Raw genomic sequence first — 19,019 nt, 5'->3', positions numbered from 1 at the left:
CGTCAAAGAAATCCGATCGAGATCCAAGGGAAGATCGCAACGATGATCAATCCCACGAGCAGCGCCAACAGATAGCCCCAGATCGGCCTGATGCCTTCGGCCGGATCGACGCGTCCGATGGCGCAGGCGGCATAATAGCCGACCCCGAAGGGCGGGGCGAATAGCCCGATACCCATGGCCAGAATGATCACCATGGCATAGTGCACCTCGTGCACGCCGACGGCGCGGGCGATCGGAAACAGCAGCGGCCCGAACAGCACGATCGCGGGAATTCCCTCCAGCACGCTGCCGAGGATGGTGAAGGCCAGGATGGAGACGGCGATGAAGGTCGCAGCCCCGCCCGGCAATCCCGTCATGGCGGATGCCAGCGAACGCGAGAAGCCAGATTGCGTCAGGCCCCAGGCCATGCCGGTGGCCGTGCCGATGATCAGGAGGATCGCACCCGACAGCGCCGCGGTCTCGACCAGCATCGGAAACAGCCGCCGCCAGTCGAAGCGGCGGTAGACGAGCAGGCCGACCAGCGCGCCATAGACGATGCCGATGGTGGAGACCTCGGTCGCGGTGGCAATGCCCTCGACCACGGCGTAGCGGATCACGAAGGGCAGCGCGAGCGCGGGCAGGGCAATGACGAAGGTCTTGCCGATCTCGGATGCCGTGGCGCGGCGGACGTGGCTCATGTCCTCGTGGCGGTAGCGCCACCAGACCAGCATGCAGAGCGTGATCGCGAGCACGACGCCCGGCAGCAGGCCGCCAGTGAACAGCGCCGCGATCGAGACGCCGGTAACCGAGCCGATGGTGATCAGCACGAGGCTCGGCGGGATGGTCTCGGTCTGGGCGCCGGTTGCAGCCAGAAGCGCGACGAGATCGCCGGGCTTGGCGCCGCGTTGCTTCATCTCCGGGAACAGAACGGGCGCGACCGCCGCCATGTCGGCGGCCTTGGCGCCTGATATGCCTGAGACCAGGTACATGGCGCCGACCAGCACATAATGCAGGCCGCCGCGGACATGGCCGAGCAGGCTGGCCAGGAAGGCCACCATGGCCCGCGCCATGCCGGTCATCTCGATCAGAAGGCCTAAGAACACGAACAGCGGCACCGAGAGCAGGATGAGGTGGCTCATGCCCTCGTCCATCCGCCCGACCAGCACCATCACCGGCGTGCGCGTCGTCAGCGCCAGATAGCCGAAGATCGCCAGCCCAAAGCCGAACGCAATGGGAACGCCGGCAAAGACGCAGAAGCCGGCGACGCCGACGAAGAAGATGACGAGGTTGAGATTGCCGAGCGGCCGCAAATATGGCTGCGCCAGCCAGAACAGGCCGACGACGACGGCAACCGAGATTACGGCCGCAAGCACCATCCGGTAGTCCGCGGCGCGCAGCAGCCGCAGCAGCGCGAACGCGGCCATCAGGCAGATGCCGGCCGGCAGTGCCGCGGCGCGCCACATGTTCGAGATCTGCAGCGCCGGCGTCGTGATGAAGCTTTCCTCGTAGGCGTAGTCCCAGGATGGCCAGACGATCAGCGCCAGGAATGCCAGCGCCGCAGAGGTCGCGATCAGGTCGAGATAGGCCCGCATCGCAGGTCCCGCGCTCGCAACGACGGCGGTCATACGCATGTGCTCGGAGCGGCGGAACGCGACCGCCGCGCCCAGCATGGCGAGCCACAGGAACAGGATCGAGGCGAGCTCGTCCGACCAGATCAGCGGCCGGTGCAGGCCATAGCGCGCGACCACGCCGGCGAACAGGATCACGATCTCGGCGACCACCAGAATGGCCGCCGGGATTTCGACCAGGAGGCCGAGGAGGCGCTCCGTCGAGGTCAGCAGAGAGGATCGGCGAGGGGACTGAACAGCCGCCTCGCCCGCCACTTCGGTCACCTCGACCTCGACATGAGCCATGACGGCCCCAACGCGTTACGACAGCTTGCCGACGGCCTTTTCCAGGAGGTCCCAGGCCTGGTCGCCGTACTTGCCCTTCCACTCGGCATAGAATCCGGCGGTCCGCAGCTTGTCGCGGAACGGCGCGACAGTGGGCTGGTTGAAGGTCAGGCCCTTGGCCGCGAGCTCCTGCTGCAGGTTGGCATTGAGCTTGGCGGTGTCCTCGCGCTCCTTGACGGCGGCGGCGTTGATGTTCTTGGCGACGATGGTGCGCACGTCCTCCGGCAACGCGCTCCAGGCGCGGCGGTTGGCCAGGAACCAGAAGCCGTCCCACATGTGGTTGGTCAGCGAGCAGTACTTCTGCACCTCGTAGAGCTTGGCGGTCGAGATGATCGCCAGCGGGTTCTCCTGGCCCTCGACGATCTTGGTCTGGAGTGCCGAATAGACCTCGCTGAAATTGATCGAGGCGGGCGCGGCGTCGAACGCCTTGAACATCGAGGTCCACAGCGGCGACACCGGGACGCGGATCTTGAAGCCCTTGAGGTCATCAGGACCGGTAATCGGCCTGGTCGAGGACGTGGTCTGGCGGAAGCCGTTGTCCCAGATCTTGTCCATGACCTCGAGGCCGGCCTTCTTGATCTCGCCGCGGACATGGGCGCCGAGGTCGCCGTCCATGGCCTTCCAGACCGTGTCGTAGTCCGGGAATGCGAAGCCGATGCCATTGATGGACGCGGCCGGCACCAGGGTCGACAGGATCAGGCCCGACAGCGTGAAGAACTCGACGCCGCCGGAGCGGATCTGGCTCAGCATGTCGGTGTCGGAGCCGAGCTGGTTGTTCGGGAAGATCTGGAGGTCGAACTTGCCGTTGGTCTCGGCCTTGATCGCCGCCGCCATCTCCTTGGCGCGCACGTTCAGCGGATGGGTGTCCGGCAGGTTGTTGGCGTATTTGTAGGTGAACTCGGCGCTCTGGGCGCGGGCCACATGGGGCGCGCCAATGCCGCCCAGGACCGCGGTCGCGGCGGAGGCCTTGAGAAGCGTGCGTCGGGAAAAGCGCGTTGAAAAGACCATGGGTCTGCTTCCTCGGAAGGATTGTTTTTGTTCTGAGATGCAAACCTATACGGACGTCACGTCGGAAGGTCATCTGCGATCTCGCGAAGCTCGCTTATTGCAGCCGGACAACGTCACGGCAATATCGGCTTTCGCCACATCAGGCGTGACAAAAAAGTACGAAAACAACCCCATGCACAGTAGCCGTCAAGGGCTGGGACAATGGTCGAGCGCCGGACCGGAAACGGCGCCGGAACGAAGGTGCGATGTCAGGAATTCTGCCTAAATATCTGATCCAATTGTATATAAAGATATTCCATAATATACCTTATGCGAATTAAGGATATGGTGCAGCGGGCTTGGTGCGGCCTGTCACCTCTCACGTTGACCGACGGTCTATGATGCCTTTCTCGGCCGGTGCGAGCCTACCTGACGTTGGGAGGGCTTGCCGGTCGACGACGCTCCTTGCGCCGCAAGCGGCTCCGCTTGCTCGCGCGCCACGGAGGTGCTCGGCGCCGGCGGCACGACACGCTGCGGCTTGGGTCGACGCTCGAAAGTGACCTTCTGCTCGTTGCCGTCCCGGCGCACCGTGACGCGGTCGCCGTCCTGAACTTCGCCGGCCAGCATGGCGCGGGCAAGCTCGGTCTCGATTTCGGAGCGAATGAGACGGCGCAGCTCACGCGCGCCGAATTCGGGCTGGTAACCGACCACGGCCAGATGGTCGACGAGCGTCGGGTCGAATTCCAGGTCGACGCCCTGGCCATGCGCCGTCCGCTTCACCCGCTCGAGCTGCAGATTGACGATGTCGCGGAGCTGCTCGCGCGTGAGCGAGTGGAAGACGATGATCTCGTCGATGCGATTGAGGAACTCCGGCCGGAAGTGGCCTCGCAGGATCTCCATAAGGTCGCGGCGGAGCCGTTCCTGTGCCTCCTTGTCGCTTGCATCCAGGCGCAGCTGCCGGGCGATCACGTCGGCGCCGAGATTGCTGGTCGCTATGATGATCGTGTTGGTGAAATCCACCACGCGGCCCTTGCCGTCGGTCAAGCGCCCGTCGTCGAACACCTGCAGCAGGACATTGTAGACGTCGGTATGCGCCTTCTCGATCTCGTCGAGCAGAATGACGGAATATGGCCGGCGCCGAACGCGCTCGGTCAGCTGCCCGCCTTCTTCATAGCCGACATAGCCGGGCGGCGCGCCGATCAGCCGGGCGACCGTATGGCGTTCCCGGTATTCCGACATGTCGATGCGGATCATGGCGTCCTCGTCGCCATAGACCGCCTCGGCCAACGCTTTGGCCAGCTCGGTCTTGCCCACCCCGGTCGGTCCCAAGAACAGGAAATTGGCGACCGGCCGCCGGCCTTCGCGCAAGCCCGCCCGCGCCAGCCGCACCGCGTCGCTCACCGCCTTGACGGCTTCGTCCTGGCCGATGACGCGATGATGCAGCTTCTCTTCGAGCTTGATCAGCCGCTCGCGCTCTTCGGTCGTGAGCTCGGTAACCGGAATGCCGGTGAGCTTGGAAACGACCTGGGCGATGTGCTCGGTGCGCACCTCGGCCGACGCCGAGCCCAGGCTCCGCTTCCAGCGCTCCGTCGACTGCTGCAATTCCTTTTCCTTCGCCTCGTGCTGGGATTGCAGATCGGATGCGCGGTCGAACTGCTTGCGCGAGGTTGAGTAATCCTGCTCGCGCTTGAGCTGCCGGACTTCGGACTCCAGGTCCTGCACCTCCACCGGCCGCGCCGTCGCCGACATCTTCACGCGCGCCGCCGCCTGGTCGACCAGGTCGATGGCCTTGTCGGGCAGATAACGGCCGGTGACGTAGCGGTCGGAGAGCTCGGCGGCCGCGATCATCGCTTCGTCGGTGATGGCGACCTTATGATGCGCCTCGAGCGTGTCGCGCAGGCCGCGCAGGATCATGATCGTCTGCGCCACGCTGGGCTCGGGGATGAAGACCGGCTGGAACCGCCGCTCCAGGGCGGCATCCTTCTCGATGTGCTTCTGGTATTCGTTGAGCGTCGTCGCGCCGATCAGGTGGAGCTCGCCGCGGGCAAGTGCTGGCTTAAGCACGTTGGCAACGTCGAGGCCGCCCTCACCGCCGGTCGATCCGGCGCCGACGATGGTGTGAATCTCGTCGATGAAAAGGATCAGCTCGTCCTGACGGTCGGTCACTTCCTTGAGAATCTGCTGCACCCGCTCCTCGAACTCGCCGCGATATTTCGAGCCGGCAACAAGTGAGTTGATCGCAAGCTCGACCAGCCGCTTGCCGCGCAATGCTTCCGGGACTTCGCCGGCGACGATGCGCTGAGCCAATCCCTCGACGATCGCCGTCTTGCCGACGCCGGGCTCGCCGATCAGCACCGGATTGTTCTTCTTGCGGCGGGCCAGCACCTCGACGGTGGTCTCGATCTGGCTGGCGCGGCCGATCACCGGATCGAGCTTGCTCTCGCGCGCGAGCTTGGTCAGATCGCGGGAATATTTGTCGAGCGTCGGCGTGTTGGTGGGCGCACCGACTTGTCCTTCCTCGGCGCCGCGGCCGACGACTTTGACCGCCTGCTGGCGGATCGCCTGCGGCGTCAGGCCGTACCGTCGCAACACATCACCCGCAACGCCCTCCTCCTCGGCGAGCCCGATCAGGAAATGCTCGGGCCCGACATAGGAATGACCAAGCTCGCGCGAGACCGCGAAGGCATGCCCCAGCGCGCTCTTGACCCGCGGGGTCACGCCGATCTCGCCGCCCTCCTCCATCTTGGTCTTGCCGCGCGGAGCTTCCTGCTCGATCTGCCGGCGCAGATCGTCGACCGAGACCTTGAACTGTCCAAGAATCGTGCGCACCACTTCGCTGTCGAGCAGAGCGAGCAGGAGGTGCTCGGTATCGACCTCGCCGCGGCTGAACTCGACCGTCTTTCGCGCCGCCGTTTGCAAAAGTTCCTGGGCGTGCTCGCTCAGGCGCTCTTCGGCACTGCCGCCTCGCCGGCTGTGGGATGGACGGGACGATTGCGAGGAGCGGATCGGTATGGTGGCGGCGTCCGCGTCCCGATCGGCGCCCGCGGTTTCCGCATCAGGGCCGCGGGATGATCGGCTGCCGAAAAAATCGTCGCCGAAGAAATCCTCAAACAGGCCACCGCGCCCGCCGAACAGGGATTCGAGTGGAGAGCTTTGCCTTTGTTGGCGCGCCAAACGCCGGTAATCGACTTCACAGAGGTCGAGAACCTGTGTGTCGCCGTCGCTGGTGGTCACCTGCGCGCGGACGGTGGCGGGCCGAATCCCACAAATATCGCATCGCTTGGCCATGACCGCCTCTCCCTGACTGAACGATTTCCGTAGTTGTTGTGTGCAGTTCCGCGCGTGCGACGCCTGCGCGCACAAGCTTCGCGATCAAAAGTCGCCGCGGCCCGCGGGGTCATTGATGGATCGCAAGGGCCGGCATGGAGGCTTCAGGCGGAGAACGCGGCCAGAGTGAAAGAGTTCGGAAACAATTTGGCGCAATCGCGCGAAGGCAGAAAACAGTCGAAATGTGCCGGCTGCGGCATGCCCCCCTATCCCTCCCCCGTCTCCGCACTGCAGGAGATTATGCTCTTTTGCTGAGGTTCGCCGATGGCACTCCGTCATTTCGCTGCTACGCGGCAATTCAGTCGCATTCGGACTGAAGCGGACATTGGGCTGGATTTATGAGTACACGTCCTCTAGCTGGCGGAGGGAGCGCGACTGGGATCCAACGTTCTTCGGCTCTTCATTGAGCTTTTCGACTTTTGGAACCGAAGGCCACCCGAGGACGGGGGAGCGCTTTATCCATGCTTGATCCATACTTGCGTCAGCCTTAGCCCAGAGCCGACATCGTGAGTGCTCCGCTGCAACGAGGGCAAAGCGGAAAATATATGCTCGCACTGAGTTCTTTCAGCTTGACCCATAGCGGGCGTCACGACCGTACGGCATTATCTGTGAAAATCATCCTATGCCTAAAGCCCGCTGGCTGATGGAGCCGACGATGTCCTTGGAAAAGGAATTCTCTGATCTGCGTCTGTCGTTCGAGCCGCTGACGCTCTACCAGAAATTCGAGCAAGTCTGCATCCTGATGCTGACCATGCTGATCGCCATCATCATTGTCCTCGCGCTGTGGAATCTGACGCTGAAAATCCTGCTCAGCATCTGGGCAACCAATTTCGATCCGACCGATTATGGTGTGTTCCAGACGGTGTTCGGTATGATCTTTACCGTCATCATTGCACTTGAATTCAAGCGCTCCCTGTTGGTGGTCGCGGAGCGGCGCGACAGTGTTGTGCAAGTACGCTCTGTCATCCTGATTGCGTTGCTGGCGGTGGTACGCAAATTGATCATTCTCGATCTTTCAAGCACGGATGCCTTCCATCTGCTGGCGCTCGCCGCAGCCATCCTTGCGCTGGGCGCCGTCTATTGGTTGGTGCGCGACCAAGGGCAGCCGCGCGAAATCATCGCGGCGCGAGACGCATGAGATTGCATTGCAAGGCGGTCGCTACAAAAGCTGACAAAACGATTTCAAATTCGAAGTTCCTGGCCTTGTGCGAGGAAACAGGTTGCCAGCAAACCGACCTGCACTTCTGTTGTTGGCCCAAAGGTTGCCGCGGCCCCCGGCCGGAGACGTCGCTCGACAGACGGTTCCAGCAAAAGGAGCTACCTACCGCTGGGCATTCGCAATGCAAAGCGAAAAACCAGATCGTCCAGCTATTGATTGAGAGCTAGATTAGCCAGAGGTCGCTGCAGCCGTGTTCGTTCCAGGGGGCGTGGCGCGTTTGTTCCAGCGCTCGGCCGCCTGTGTAACGGTCGGCGCACTGGGGCCGAACGCCCAACATTTCCGGCATGCCACGAATTTCGGCACGATGTCGCTGTTGATCCAAACTTCCGAGCCGCCGCAGAAAGGACAGGGCTGCAGCGGTTGCACAGAAACAGGGAATCCGTGCAGTGGATCGATAGCAGCGCTATGAGTGAGTTTCCTAGGCATGCAATTTCTCGTGTTCTCATCGCAAGGCGCAGGGAGGCACGGCGCCCTTGCCAATACACGCTGGACGGCTCGATGGCGAGGGCGAGTTCGAGCCTCGAGGTGCACGTCGTGAATTACTCAGAGTCTATCCCGTTCAATCATGGCGCGCCGCCGTTGCAGCCCGGGATCGTCGCGTCGGATGGCCGCTCTGCGGACCCAATGGTGCGTTCTTCAACACGGGTGAAGTTCGCGAGGCGTCGCCCGAGATCGTCCGGCCGGCGATCAGGACGGCGCCGCGAAGTCGTAGGAGATGCGTCCGGCGGGCAGATAGAACAGTGCGATGACGGCGCCGCCGCGGACCTCGGGATAGTGACGGCTTCCGGGATCGGGCGCGGTCCAGCCGGGCCCCTGCCACCCCTGCAGCCCCTTCAGCTCGGCGCCTTTGTCCAGCGGCGCGACCAGGTTCAGTTCCCCGTATGGGTGGCCATGATATTGCCCGCGCAGCACGTCGTGGTCGTCCTCGTCCTTGAAGCGGCGCGGATCGGCGCTGTTCATGTAGACCGCCGTGATGCTGAACTGGAACGTCTCGGGCACCGGCTCCAGGATGCGGCTGCGCCGGTAGTTCGGACCTTCGACCTCCTGGTTGGCTGCCCAGCCTTCCTGGACCCCGAGCCTGATCAGGCGCGCCAGGTCCTGGTAGAGCTGGCTGCCCTCGCCGTATTTTTGATTGAGCCAGCGCTCCATCTCCGCGCCGGGTGTCATGTCCTTGACCTCGCGCAGAAACGGAATGCTGCACTGAATCAGCTCGTCTCGGCTTCCCATGGCCTTGTCCTTTCCATTTGGGTTGCACTTTGTTCTTCGAAGCCAGCGAAAGCGGCGAACTCTGCGATGTCGGCGCGTGGCATCAGCCTGCCCTTGTCAGCGTCCCTGGCGCGGCCGATCGAGATGCCGCACACCACCATCTGCTCCGCCGGGATCGACAGCAGCGGGCGCAGGATCCGGTGGTATTTCGAGAACGTCTCCTGCGGACAGGACTGAAGCCCATGGCCTGCCGCGGCCAGCAGCACGTTCTGGACGAACATGCCGAGGTCGAGCCAGCTTCCGACCTGCAGGCGCCGGTCGATGGTGACGATGAGCCCGACGGGCGCGCCGAAGAACGCGTAGTTCTTGGCGGTCTGGCCGCTCCTGGCTTGGAGATCGGTCTGGGCGATGCCGAGCGAGCCGTAGAACAGCCGGCCAAACTCCTGGCGTCGCCGCAGGTAGGGTTCGGGCAGGTCGCTGGCGTAATAGCTGTATTCCGATACGTGCGCGTCGCGGGCGGTTTCGTGCGCCTCGCGGAGAGCCACGGACACCTTGTCCCTGGCGGTGCCCGCCAGCACATAGACATGCCAGGGCTGGATATTGGCGCCGCTTGGCGCAAACCGCGCCACGCGCAGGATCTGCTCGATGGTCCCTCGCCCGACTGGCGCGTCTGAGAAATCGCGGCACGCAACGCGGCCTGCGATGATCTCGTCGATCGGGCTTCGCGCAGCCGCGGCCGCGCCGGTCATGGCTTCTTCAGGAGCGGACATCCACCCTGCTCCATCGGCCGGAAAGCCTCGTCACCCGGAATCGTTGCCAGCAGCTCGTAATAGTCGAACTTGTATTTCGACTGCTCGGGCGACTTGACGCGGAACAGATACATGTCGCGGACCAGCCGGCCGTCCTCGCGGATCCGGCCATTCTTCGTCATGAAATCGTTCACGGGCGCCTCGCGCATCCTGGCGGCGACGGTCGGCCCATCCAGCGTACCCGCCGCCTGAACCGCTTTGAGGTAGTGCATCACGGCACCATAGGTGCCGGCGTGGATCATGGTCGGGACCTTGTGGGTCTTCGCGATGAAGCGCTTCGACCAGGCACGCGTGTCATCGTTCAGGTCCCAGTAGAAGGCCGAGCTCAGCATCAGGCCCTGGGCGCTCTGCAGTCCGAGGCTGTGAATGTCGGCGATGAAGACGAGCAGCCCGACCAGCTTCTGCCGCTGGGTGATGCCGAATTCGCCGGCCTGCTTGACGGCGTTGATGAAGTCGCCGCCGGAATCGGCGAGCGCGATCACATCCGCCTTCGACGACTGCGCCTGGAGCAGGAAGGACGAGAAATCCGGCGTGTTGATCGGATGCTTCACGGCGCCGCGGATCTTGCCGCCCATGGCGTCGATGACCTGGCGGCTGTCGGCCTCGAGTTGGGCTCCAAGAGAGTAGTCGACCGAAACGAAGAACCAGGAGCTTGCGCCGAGACGCGACATCGCCCGCGTCGTTCCCTGCGACAGCGCGTAGGTGTCGTAGGTCCAGTGAATTCCGGCCGGCGAGCATTCGTCGCCGGTGAGGCGGGACGTCGCGGCGCCCGTGGCGAGGAACAGCTTCTTCTTGTCGCGCGTGATGCCCTGCACCGCCAGCGCTACCGCAGAATTCGGCACGTCGAGAATGACCTCGACGTTTTCATTTTCGAGCCAGCGCCGGGCGATGGTCGATCCCACATCGGCCTTGTTCTGATGGTCTCCCGCGACGATCTGGATGCTGCGCCCGAGCACCTGGCCGCCGAAGTCGTCGACCGCCATTTGCGCCGCGACCACCGAGCCCTGGCCGCCATTGTCGGCGTAGAGCGAGGACATGTCGGTGAGGACGCCGAGCTTCACAGGACCATCCTGTGCAATCGCCTGCGCCGTGAGAAGCGTCAGTGCTAGTCCAAAAGCTCCGATCGACATCCCGCAGGATTTCATTGCGCGTCTCCTCCAAATCCGGCGCCGGGATCATGACGGGATCGCTCGATTGCGGAAGTGAAACTCTTGCAGAGTGATCCTGAACCGCCTTCAGTTTGGTGGGGCGAGCGGCCAGGCATCGCGCTCCGGGGCCCTGCTCGGTTGCGTCGGCTGCGTGGTTGGCCTTAACTGCAAGCGATCGCAATGAAGCAACGGGCGCGCGATCCGCCTCGAGACGCGCACGTGGCTGTTTCCTTCAAGACGCTGGACCTGAACCTGCTCAAGGTCTTCGACGCCGTGATGGAGGAGCGGAGCGTGCTGCGGGCGAGCCAGAGGGTTGCCCTCAGTCAATCCGCCGTGAGCCATTCGCTCGCCCGGCTGCGCGAGATGCTCGAAGACGATTTGTTCGTGCGCACGGCGACCGGCATGCAACCGACCGCGCGCGCGCTGACGATGGCTCCGCAGGTTCGCGAAGCGCTGCGATCGCTCGAAGCGGCGGTCGAGCAGCCGCGCTTCGTTCCGGCGGCTTCCACCAGGCAGTTCACCCTCGCCGCCAACGACTTCACCACGATGGTGCTGGCCTCACCGCTCCTGAAGATACTGAAGGCTGAAGCGCCGGCGATCGACCTGATCATCAAGCCGGTGACGCGGATCGACCTCGCGGAGCAGATCGACCTCGGCCGCATCGACGTTGCGATCGGCGTCTTCTCGGATCCGCCGAGCCGCTTCCGCACCTCGCTGTTGTTCGAATATGACGACGTGCTGATCGTGGGCGGCAAGCGCAAGCTCGGCCGGATCACCAACGCGACGCTGGCGCGCATGCCGCTGGTCGTCGTCTCCTTCGGCGGCGAGCAGGAGGGAGCGATCGGGGGCTTCATCTCCGAGCGCGGCCTCGCCAGGCGATCGGAAATGTATGACCGCGCAGCGCTCGAACGGGCACTGTCCGAAAGCGACCGGCCGCCGCGAATAGCTGTTTCGCTGCCGCATTTTCTTGCCCTGCCCGCCCTGCTCGCGGACTCCGAGTTGGCGGCCATCGTTCCGCGTCCATTGGCGCGGGCATTCGAACGCGCCCATGCCGTCACCGCGTACGAGCTGCCCTACGCCACAACTCCGGTCGAAGTCCGGCTATTGTGGCACGAACGTATCGAGGGCGAGCCGGCACATGACTGGCTTCACGACGTCCTCAGGCGCACGACTGAGGACCTCCGGCACCGACGCTAGCTGGAGACGCTCACCTGTCCAGTTGGCGCTTACGGCCAGTCGGCAAAGTTGAGCGTCGGCCGCGATCGGCCGGCTCGCACGCGCGCCGCAACGCGCCGGCGCCAGACACCCGGTGCCTCGCCGGTGTGCTTGCGGAAGAAGCGGCTGAAGTAGGCGGTGTCCTTGAAGCCCAGCGCAAAGGCGATCTGCTTGACGGCTACGGTGCCGGCCTCGAGCCGTGTCGCGGCTTCCTTGACGAGGCGCTGCTGGATCAGTTCGCTCGGTGATCGCTTCAGCTCGCGGCTGCACAAAGCGTGCAGGCGGTCCGGCGTCATGCCGAGCAGGTTGGCGTAATCGCTCACGCGCAGGTGCTGCTGATAGCGCTCCTCGAGCAGTCGGCGGAAGCGTGTTAGGATTTCGGCACTGCTCCCCTCCTCGTCCCGATCGTCGGTCGCGCTGGCGAACAGGCGCCAGAAGCGCAGAACGCACAGCGTCAGTTCGGCCGACATGATCGATGCCGCGCCGCTGCGGGCAGGCGAAGCGATCTCGGCAGCGATCGCCGCGATCGAGCGTGACATCGTGGTGACGAGGTCGGGCTCGACCGGCCGGGCCATGATGCCGGCGGCGGCTTCGAGCGCGAGATAGGCTGGTTCGGCCGATGGCGGCAGGTAGCGATGCCACACGCCCGCGCGCAGTTGCAGCAGCTCGGCGGTGGCCCCGGCCGGCACCTCGAGCCATTCGGCCGACCCCTCGAGCCATTCGGCCGACCCCGCCGGCAGCCAGACAATGGCCGGGCCGGTAAACGCCGTCGTCTTGCCGGGCCGGCCGACCTCGGCGGCGGCTCCAACGTGCAGGCAGAGCAGATGGATGAACGGCCGCGCCGCTTTCGATGTCAGCATCCAGCGCCGCGCAACGTAGTGCGAGGCGATCAGCTCGGCGCCGACGGGCGCAGCGCCGCTCGCGGCCGCTGGACCGGCGCCCGCGACGCCTCGACGCACCTGGCCATCGCGACCAGAACCGTCCAATCTTTCGCCGGATCTGTCCATTGTGCGAACAAACCCCTCGGTGCTTGCTAGGTCAAGTCCTGGTCGCGGCCGGCTTCATAACCCGCGCCGAAAAGAAACCGGGACCAGAGGAACGGCCCACTCACATCGCTAGCGGACACCGCTGGAGTGAAACACGAGGGAGGATCGACATGTTTTCGGCGAACCGTCGAACGTTGCTGCGCGTCACGGGCCTTGTGGCTGTCGCCACGGCGCTGGGGAGCTTTGCGTCCGCGGCCGATGCGCAGGAGAAGATCCGGATCGGCTATGCCATCTCCAAGACCGGCCCCTATGCCGGCGGCGCCGGTATCACCACCCTGCCCAATTACGAGCTGTGGGTGAAGGACGTGAATGCCGCCGGCGGCATCAAGCTCAGCGACAAGAAGCTGCCGATCGAAGTGGTCGAATATGACGACCGCAGCAGCTCGGAGGAATCCGTCAAGGCGATCGAGCGTCTCGCCAACCAGGACAAGGTTGATTTCATCCTTCCGCCCTGGAGCACGGGCCTCAACCTTGCAGTTGGCCCGACGCTGAACCGGCTCGGCTACCCTCACCTTGCGGTGACGTCGGTGACCGACAAGGCGCCGGAGCTTGCCAAGCGCTGGTCGAACGCGACATTCTGGCTTGGGACGTCGGCGCAGATCTCCGAGGGCCTGGCGGACCTGCTCGGCAAGCTGAAGAGCGAGGGCAAGATCGGGGCGAACATCGCGATGGTCAGCATCGCCGATCAGTTCGGCATCGAGCTCTCCGCAGCGGGCCGCGAGGCTTTCAAGAAGCACGGATTTACGCTGACCTATGACAAGACCTATCCGATGGGCGCGCAGGATCTTCAGCCGCTGCTGAAGGACGCGATCGCGTCGAATCCGGATGCGTTCGTCGCCTTCAGCTATCCGCCGGATACGATCGCGCTGACCGAGCAGGCGCAGCTCCTGAAATTCAATCCAAAGGTCTTCTACGTCGGTGTCGGTACCGCCTTCCCGCTCTACAAGGGCAAGTTCGCGGCCAACAGCGAGGGCGTGATGGGGATCGGCGGCTGGAACGCGGACTCGCCGCAGCTGAAGGATTATCTCGCGCGCCACAAGGCCGCGACCGGCAAGGAGCCCGATCGCTGGGCGAGCTCGATCACCTATGCAAGCCTCCAGGTGCTGCAGCAGGCGATCGAAAAGGTCGGCAAGCTCGATCGCGCCGCGGTCGCAGCGGAAATCCGCTCGGGCACGTTCGACACCATCATCGGCAAGGTCAAGCTGAAGGACGGACTGCTCCAGGACGTCTGGAGCGTCGGCCAGTGGCAGAATGGCGAGTTCTACGCGCTCGCGCCGGCCTCGCTGCCGGGCGCGCGTGCGCCGGTCGTGCCCAAGGCACAGTGGCAGTAAGGCCGTTGGCAGGCCTTGCGCTGCGAGGCCTGCCGTCCGCTTAAAGGGCTCGGTTTCATGCTGCTCGTCGACATCATCCTGCCGGGCCTCGTGCTCGGCGGCATGTACGCGCTGATCGCGCTCGGGCTGACGCTGCAATACGGCGTGGCGCGGATCATGAACCTGTCCTACGGGGAGTCGCTGGTCGCGGCGGCCTTCGGCGCGTTCTCGCTCTACAGCGGCCTTGGCCTGAGCCCGCTGGCCGCGCTGCTGCTGGCGGTCCCGGTCGCGATGCTGCTGAACTGGCTGCTCTATCGCTTCCTGCTGGAACGGCTGATGCGGCGGGGCAAGGACCGCGGCGCGCAGGAGATCGACAGCATCCTCGTGACCTTCGGCGTGCTGTTCGTGATCCAGGGCGCCATGCTGGTCGCCTTCGGCGGGCAGTATTACAGCTACAGCTATCTCTCCATTCCGCTGACGATCATGGGCTCGACGCTTGCGGTCAATCGCCTGGTCGCGCTGCTGTTCGCCGCCGTGGTTGGCGGCGCCGTCTATCTCGCTCTCACCCGTACGCGGATCGGCACCGCCGTGCGCGCCATCGCCGTTGACCCGAACGCCGCGCGCCTTGTCGGGATCGACGTGGCCGCGCTGTCAGGATTTGCGTTTGCCTTCGGTGGCGGCCTCGTCGCCGTCGGCGGCGTGCTGGTCAGCATGTTCCTGACCTTCAACGCCGCGATGGGCGTTGTCTTCACCATGGAGGCGCTGGTCGTCGTCATCATGGGCGGCGTCGGCAACGTCCTGGGCGCGCTGGTTGCGGGGCTGCTGCTCGGCGTGGTCGAGACCGCGGTGGCACGGCTGGTCGATCCCGGGCTGACGCTGGCCGCGACCTACGCGCTGTTTCTCGGCGTGCTCCTTATCAAACCCACCGGCCTGTTCGGGAGAGCCGCGTCGTGACCGGGCCTCTGCGTGCATTGTTATGGTGTGCCGCGCTTGCCCTGGCTGCGGCCGTTGTCACCTATCCGCTCTATGCCAACGGCTACTATCTCGCGCTCGGCATCAGCGTCCTCTATTTCACGATCCTCGCAACCGCCTGGGCGATGTTCTCGGGTCCCACCCGCTACATCTCGCTGGCAACGGTCGCCTTCTTCGGCCTCGGCGCCTACACCGCTGCGGTGCTGGGTGAGACCATGCCCTGGCCGGTCGTGCTGCTGGCCGCGGCCGGCGTAGGCGCCCTCACCGCCGCCATCACCGGACTCTCGACGCTGCGGCTGTCAGGCATCTATTTCGTGATCTTCTCCTTCGGGCTTGCCGAGCTGATCCGGCAGCTCGTGATCTGGTACGAGGTCAACATCCACAAATCGGTCGGCCGCTACTCTTCAGCGCGGTGACGCAGGACATTCTCTACTGGCAGCTGCTGGGCCTGACCGCGATCGTCTTCCTGGTCGGCTGGCTGCTCGGGCGCTCGCGCTACGGGCTGGCCTTGCGCGCCATCGGCGCCGACGAGACCGCGGCCAGCCATTCCGGTATCGATGCGACGCGGATCAAGCTCGGCGTCTTCATCCTGAGCGCGACGTTCATGGCGATGACCGGCGCGGTGATGGCGCCGCGCTGGACCTATATCGATCCCGCGATCGCCTTCAATCCGACCATCTCGTTCCAGGTCGTGATCATGGCCCTGCTCGGCGGTGCCGGCTCGCTGTTCGGCCCCGTGCTCGGCGTCGTTCCGCTGGTGCTGCTGTTCGAGGTGCTGACCGCGACGCTGCCCAATCATTTCAGCATCGTGCTCGGCATCATCTTCATCCTCATCGTCATGGTGCTGCCGAACGGCGTGATCGGCCTGTTCGGGGCGGGCCGCTGGCGCGTTCCGGCAGGTCATCCCGCCGCCGTATCCGTCCGTAAGACGGATGCAACGCTGCTCGCGGTCGACGGCGTCAGCAAATCGTTCAGCGGGCTGCGCGCCGTCGAGGACGTCAGCTTCACGGTCGCGCCGGGCGAGATCATCGGCATCATCGGCCCCAACGGATCCGGCAAAACCACGCTGCTGAATACGCTGTCGGGCGCCTTGCGCCCCTCGTCGGGCACGATCCGGTTCAGCGGTACCGTCCTCAATGGTCTGCGCGCGCACCAGATCGCGCGGCTCGGCCTTGCGCGTACGTTCCAGCTGGTGCGGGTGATGCCGGACCTGACCGTCGCCGAGAACGTCGCTGCGGCGCGGCTGTTCTCGACGTCAAGCGGTTCGGACGCGACGGGACGCGAGCTGCTGGACCTGGTCGGGCTCGGCACCATGCACGAAGCCCCCGCGGGCGAATTGACCTATATCGACCAGAAGCGGCTCGAGCTTGCCCGTGCGCTGGCGCTGCAGCCGCGCCTCGTGCTGCTCGACGAATGGCTGGCGGGCCTCAACCCGAGCGAGCTCGAGACCGGCATCGCCCTGATTGCGAAACTGCGCGAGCGCGGTCTCACCATCATCATGGTCGAACATGTCATGGATGCGATCCGCGCGCTGTGCGGCCATTGCATCGTCATGAATGCCGGCAGCGTGATCGCGCGCGGCACGCCGGACGATGTCCTGGCCGATCCAAAGGTCGTCGCCGCCTATCTTGGAGGTGACGATGCTTGAGGTCGCCGCCCTCTCCCACTTCTATGGCAAGCACCAGGCGCTGGCCGACGTCGGGCTCGGCATCACCAAGGGCGAGATCGTCGCGATCCTCGGCGCCAACGGCGCCGGGAAGTCCACCCTGCTCAAGAGCATCGCCGGGCTGGTCAGGCCCGTTCCGGGCGCAAGGATCACGTTCGAGGGACAGAGCATCGGCGAGCTGCCCGCCCATCTGATCGTGGAGCGCGGCATCGCCCTGGTGCCGGAGGGACGCGGCGTGTTCGGCGACCTGACCGTTGCCGAGAATTTGCAGCTCGGCGCCTACCCCGCCCGCGCCCGCGCCGGCGAAGCGGACCGGCTCGCAAGGATCCTGCAACTGTTCCCGCGCCTTGCCGAGCGCATGACCCAGGCCGTCCGCACCATGAGCGGCGGCGAGCAGCAGATGGTGGCGATCGGCCGGGCGCTGATGTCGAACCCGCTGCTGCTCCTGCTCGATGAGCCCTCGCTCGGCCTGTCGCCCCTGCTCAGCCGCGAGGTGTTTCGCGCGCTGGCGCAGATCCGCGCCGGAGGCGTGGGTGTGCTGCTGGTCGAGCAGAATGCACGCGCCAGCCTCGACATCGCCGATCGTGTCTACCTGATCGAGTCCGGCCGCAACGCCGGCAGCGGACCAGCCGCTGCGATGAGAAACGATCCCGAGATCCAACGCGCCTATCTCGGCAAGGCGCGCGCCGCATCGTCCCCACATTGATCACCCCATGGAGAGCGCCATGAACGCAATCGACCTTCTCATCGGCGGCAAGGACCAGTCGGCCAGCAATCAGCGCACCTTCCAGCGCCGCAATCCGATCTCCGGCGAGGTCGCGACAACAGTGGCCGCGGCCTCGATCGACGATGCGATGCGCGCCGCCGATGCTGCGGCCGCCGCCTTCCCGGCCTGGTCGCAGCTCGGCCCCTCCGAGCGCCGCAAGCGGCTGAGCGCAGCCGCCGACATCCTCGCGCGCCGGGCCGCGGAGTTCACCGCGCTGATGGTGGCCGAGACCGGCGCCACCGCGGGCTGGGCCGGCTTCAACGTGCATCTCGCCGAAGGCATGCTGCGCGAGGCCGCCGCCATGACAACGCAAATTTCGGGCGAGGTCATCCCGTCCGACAAGCCCGACAATCTCGCAATGGCCTTCCGCCAGCCGGTCGGCGTCGTGCTCGGGATTGCGCCGTGGAATGCACCGGTCATCCTCGGCGTGCGGTCGGTCGCGATGCCGCTTGCCTGCGGCAACACGGTGGTGCTGAAGGCCTCCGAGATGAGTCCCGGCGTGCACCGGCTGATCGGAAGCTGCCTGACCGAAGCCGGCCTTGGCGACGGCGTCGTCAATGTCGTGACCAATGCGCCGGAAGATGCGCAGGCCGTGGTCGAGGCGCTGATCGCCCATCCCGCCGTCCGCCGCGTCAACTTCACCGGCTCGACCCGGGTCGGCCGTCTGATCGCGCTCGCTTGCGCCAAGCATCTCAAGCGCGCGCTGCTGGAGCTCGGCGGCAAGGCCCCGCTCGTGATCCTCGACGATGCCGACCTCGATGCGGCCGTGAATGCCGCGGCCTTCGGCGCCTTCATGAACCAGGGCCAGATCTGCATGTCGACGGAACGGATCGTCGTCGACGACAAGGTGGCGGACGCCTTTATCGCCAAGTTCGCGGCCAAGGCGAAGAGCCTGCCCCACGGCGATCCCCGCAAGGGCAATGTCGTGCTCGGCTCGCTCATCAGCGATGCCGCCTGCGACCGCGTACGCGGCCTGATCGACGACGCCGTCGCCAAGGGTGCGGTGCTTGCGGCAGGCGGACACGGCAGCGGCACGATCATGCCGGCCACCATCGTCGATCACGTCACCCCGGCGATGCGCATCTATGGCGAGGAAAGCTTTGGTCCGGTCGTGACCGTTGTGCGGGTCAGCGGGGTGGATGAAGCGGTCCGGGTTGCCAATGACACCGAATACGGCCTCTCCTCCGCCGTGTTCGGCCGCGACATCGCGCGCGCAATTGGCATCGCCAAGCGGATCGAAGCCGGGATCTGCCACGTCAATGCGCCGACCGTGCATGACGAGCCGCAGATGCCGTTCGGCGGCACCAAGGCATCGGGCTACGGGCGCTTCGGCGGCAAGGCTGCCATCGACGAGTTCACCGAGTTGCGTTGGATCACCGTGCAGACCGGGCCTCGCCATTACCCGTTCTGAAGCAAG

16 protein-coding genes are annotated in these 19,019 nt (G+C 65.1%); 8 read left to right on the top strand and 8 right to left on the bottom strand.

The window, feature by feature from the left end; all coding sequences use genetic code 11:
• Positions 1-2 precede the first annotated feature (2 nt).
• The 3 genes from N2603_RS22190 to N2603_RS22180 form a co-directional block, all read right to left on the bottom strand.
• Entirely contained in the window at positions 3-1,892 is a 1,890-nt protein-coding gene (locus N2603_RS22190) for a TRAP transporter large permease (RefSeq protein WP_260424027.1), read from the bottom strand.
• Between the two features lie 15 nt (positions 1,893-1,907).
• A complete protein-coding gene (locus N2603_RS22185) occupies positions 1,908-2,939 on the bottom strand; it encodes a TRAP transporter substrate-binding protein (RefSeq protein WP_260424026.1) in 1,032 nt (343 codons plus the stop codon).
• 375 nt (positions 2,940-3,314) lie between these two features.
• Positions 3,315-6,206 carry an ATP-dependent Clp protease ATP-binding subunit gene (locus N2603_RS22180; protein WP_260424025.1) on the bottom strand — a complete coding sequence of 964 codons (2,892 nt, stop codon included), beginning with the start codon at positions 6,204-6,206 and terminating at the stop codon, positions 3,315-3,317.
• A 682-nt stretch (positions 6,207-6,888) separates the two neighbouring features.
• Here N2603_RS22180 and N2603_RS22175 point away from each other — a divergent pair.
• Positions 6,889-7,383 (top strand): phosphate-starvation-inducible PsiE family protein, encoded by a 495-nt coding sequence (locus N2603_RS22175; RefSeq protein ID WP_260424233.1) that lies wholly within the window; start codon positions 6,889-6,891, stop codon positions 7,381-7,383.
• A gap of 249 nt (positions 7,384-7,632) precedes the next feature.
• Here N2603_RS22175 and N2603_RS44955 read toward each other — a convergent pair whose 3' ends face one another.
• The 4 genes from N2603_RS44955 to N2603_RS22160 form a co-directional block, all read right to left on the bottom strand.
• Complete coding sequence (locus N2603_RS44955) at positions 7,633-7,890, bottom strand: Lar family restriction alleviation protein (protein WP_080648031.1); 258 nt, start codon at positions 7,888-7,890, stop codon at positions 7,633-7,635.
• A 261-nt stretch (positions 7,891-8,151) separates the two neighbouring features.
• The gene (locus tag N2603_RS22170; RefSeq protein WP_260424024.1) at positions 8,152-8,691 is read right to left on the bottom strand and encodes a DUF4863 family protein; all 540 of its coding nucleotides are present in this window, start codon (positions 8,689-8,691) and stop codon (positions 8,152-8,154) included.
• A complete protein-coding gene (locus tag N2603_RS22165) occupies positions 8,670-9,440 on the bottom strand; it encodes a nitroreductase (protein ID WP_260424023.1) in 771 nt (256 codons plus the stop codon). The genes N2603_RS22170 and N2603_RS22165 overlap by 22 nt, the downstream gene beginning before the upstream one ends.
• A complete protein-coding gene (locus N2603_RS22160) occupies positions 9,416-10,624 on the bottom strand; it encodes an ABC transporter substrate-binding protein (protein ID WP_260424022.1) in 1,209 nt (402 codons plus the stop codon). Before N2603_RS22160 ends, N2603_RS22165 begins: the two co-directional genes overlap by 25 nt.
• A 222-nt stretch (positions 10,625-10,846) precedes the next feature.
• Between N2603_RS22160 and N2603_RS22155 the strand changes: the two genes are divergently transcribed.
• On the top strand, positions 10,847-11,824 hold the full coding sequence (locus tag N2603_RS22155) for a LysR family transcriptional regulator (protein ID WP_260424021.1): 978 nt from the start codon (positions 10,847-10,849) through the stop codon (positions 11,822-11,824).
• 29 nt (positions 11,825-11,853) lie between these two features.
• On the opposite strand, the gene N2603_RS22150 is transcribed toward N2603_RS22155, so the two are convergent.
• Positions 11,854-12,801 carry an AraC family transcriptional regulator gene (locus N2603_RS22150; RefSeq protein ID WP_260424020.1) on the bottom strand — a complete coding sequence of 316 codons (948 nt, stop codon included), beginning with the start codon at positions 12,799-12,801 and terminating at the stop codon, positions 11,854-11,856.
• 197 nt (positions 12,802-12,998) lie between these two features.
• Here N2603_RS22150 and N2603_RS22145 point away from each other — a divergent pair, with 197 nt between their 5' ends.
• From N2603_RS22145 to N2603_RS22120, 6 genes are read left to right on the top strand one after another with little or no spacing between them, the layout of a single operon-like run.
• Positions 12,999-14,219: an amino acid ABC transporter substrate-binding protein gene (locus N2603_RS22145; protein ID WP_260424019.1), complete on the top strand. Its 1,221-nt coding sequence runs from the start codon at positions 12,999-13,001 to the stop codon at positions 14,217-14,219.
• 57 nt (positions 14,220-14,276) lie between these two features.
• The gene (locus N2603_RS22140) at positions 14,277-15,152 is read left to right on the top strand and encodes a branched-chain amino acid ABC transporter permease (protein WP_260424018.1); all 876 of its coding nucleotides are present in this window, start codon (positions 14,277-14,279) and stop codon (positions 15,150-15,152) included.
• Positions 15,149-15,586: an ABC transporter permease subunit gene (locus N2603_RS22135; protein WP_260424017.1), complete on the top strand. Its 438-nt coding sequence runs from the start codon at positions 15,149-15,151 to the stop codon at positions 15,584-15,586. Before N2603_RS22140 ends, N2603_RS22135 begins: the two co-directional genes overlap by 4 nt.
• Positions 15,583-16,818 (top strand): branched-chain amino acid ABC transporter ATP-binding protein/permease, encoded by a 1,236-nt coding sequence (locus N2603_RS22130; RefSeq protein ID WP_260424016.1) that lies wholly within the window; start codon positions 15,583-15,585, stop codon positions 16,816-16,818. The genes N2603_RS22135 and N2603_RS22130 overlap by 4 nt, the downstream gene beginning before the upstream one ends.
• Complete coding sequence (locus N2603_RS22125; protein ID WP_260424015.1) at positions 16,811-17,542, top strand: ABC transporter ATP-binding protein; 732 nt, start codon at positions 16,811-16,813, stop codon at positions 17,540-17,542. The genes N2603_RS22130 and N2603_RS22125 overlap by 8 nt, the downstream gene beginning before the upstream one ends.
• 19 nt (positions 17,543-17,561) lie before the next feature.
• Positions 17,562-19,013, top strand: a complete 1,452-nt coding sequence (locus N2603_RS22120) for an aldehyde dehydrogenase (RefSeq protein ID WP_260424014.1) — start codon at positions 17,562-17,564, stop codon at positions 19,011-19,013.
• Positions 19,014-19,019: the final 6 nt, after the last annotated feature.

The organism is Bradyrhizobium huanghuaihaiense, assembly GCF_025200885.1.
Lineage (GTDB): Bacteria > Pseudomonadota > Alphaproteobacteria > Rhizobiales > Xanthobacteraceae > Bradyrhizobium > Bradyrhizobium huanghuaihaiense.
The sequence above is the reverse complement of the archived record's forward strand: the minus strand, read 5'-3'. Positions and strand labels throughout refer to the sequence as shown.

What these genes read in the sequence shown, in the direction of transcription:
- N2603_RS44955 (WP_080648031.1), bottom strand. Translation starts at nt 7,890, where the DNA reads ATGCCTAGGAAACTCACTCATAGCGCTGCTATCGATCCACTGCACGGA.
- N2603_RS22125 (WP_260424015.1), top strand. Translation starts at nt 16,811, where the DNA reads ATGCTTGAGGTCGCCGCCCTCTCCCACTTCTATGGCAAGCACCAGGCG.
- N2603_RS22145 (WP_260424019.1), top strand. Translation starts at nt 12,999, where the DNA reads ATGTTTTCGGCGAACCGTCGAACGTTGCTGCGCGTCACGGGCCTTGTG.
- N2603_RS22160 (WP_260424022.1), bottom strand. Translation starts at nt 10,624, where the DNA reads ATGAAATCCTGCGGGATGTCGATCGGAGCTTTTGGACTAGCACTGACG.
- N2603_RS22140 (WP_260424018.1), top strand. Translation starts at nt 14,277, where the DNA reads ATGCTGCTCGTCGACATCATCCTGCCGGGCCTCGTGCTCGGCGGCATG.
- N2603_RS22180 (WP_260424025.1), bottom strand. Translation starts at nt 6,206, where the DNA reads ATGGCCAAGCGATGCGATATTTGTGGGATTCGGCCCGCCACCGTCCGC.
- N2603_RS22175 (WP_260424233.1), top strand. Translation starts at nt 6,889, where the DNA reads ATGGAGCCGACGATGTCCTTGGAAAAGGAATTCTCTGATCTGCGTCTG.
- N2603_RS22190 (WP_260424027.1), bottom strand. Translation starts at nt 1,892, where the DNA reads ATGGCTCATGTCGAGGTCGAGGTGACCGAAGTGGCGGGCGAGGCGGCT.
- N2603_RS22170 (WP_260424024.1), bottom strand. Translation starts at nt 8,691, where the DNA reads ATGGGAAGCCGAGACGAGCTGATTCAGTGCAGCATTCCGTTTCTGCGC.
- N2603_RS22120 (WP_260424014.1), top strand. Translation starts at nt 17,562, where the DNA reads ATGAACGCAATCGACCTTCTCATCGGCGGCAAGGACCAGTCGGCCAGC.
- N2603_RS22185 (WP_260424026.1), bottom strand. Translation starts at nt 2,939, where the DNA reads ATGGTCTTTTCAACGCGCTTTTCCCGACGCACGCTTCTCAAGGCCTCC.
- N2603_RS22165 (WP_260424023.1), bottom strand. Translation starts at nt 9,440, where the DNA reads ATGTCCGCTCCTGAAGAAGCCATGACCGGCGCGGCCGCGGCTGCGCGA.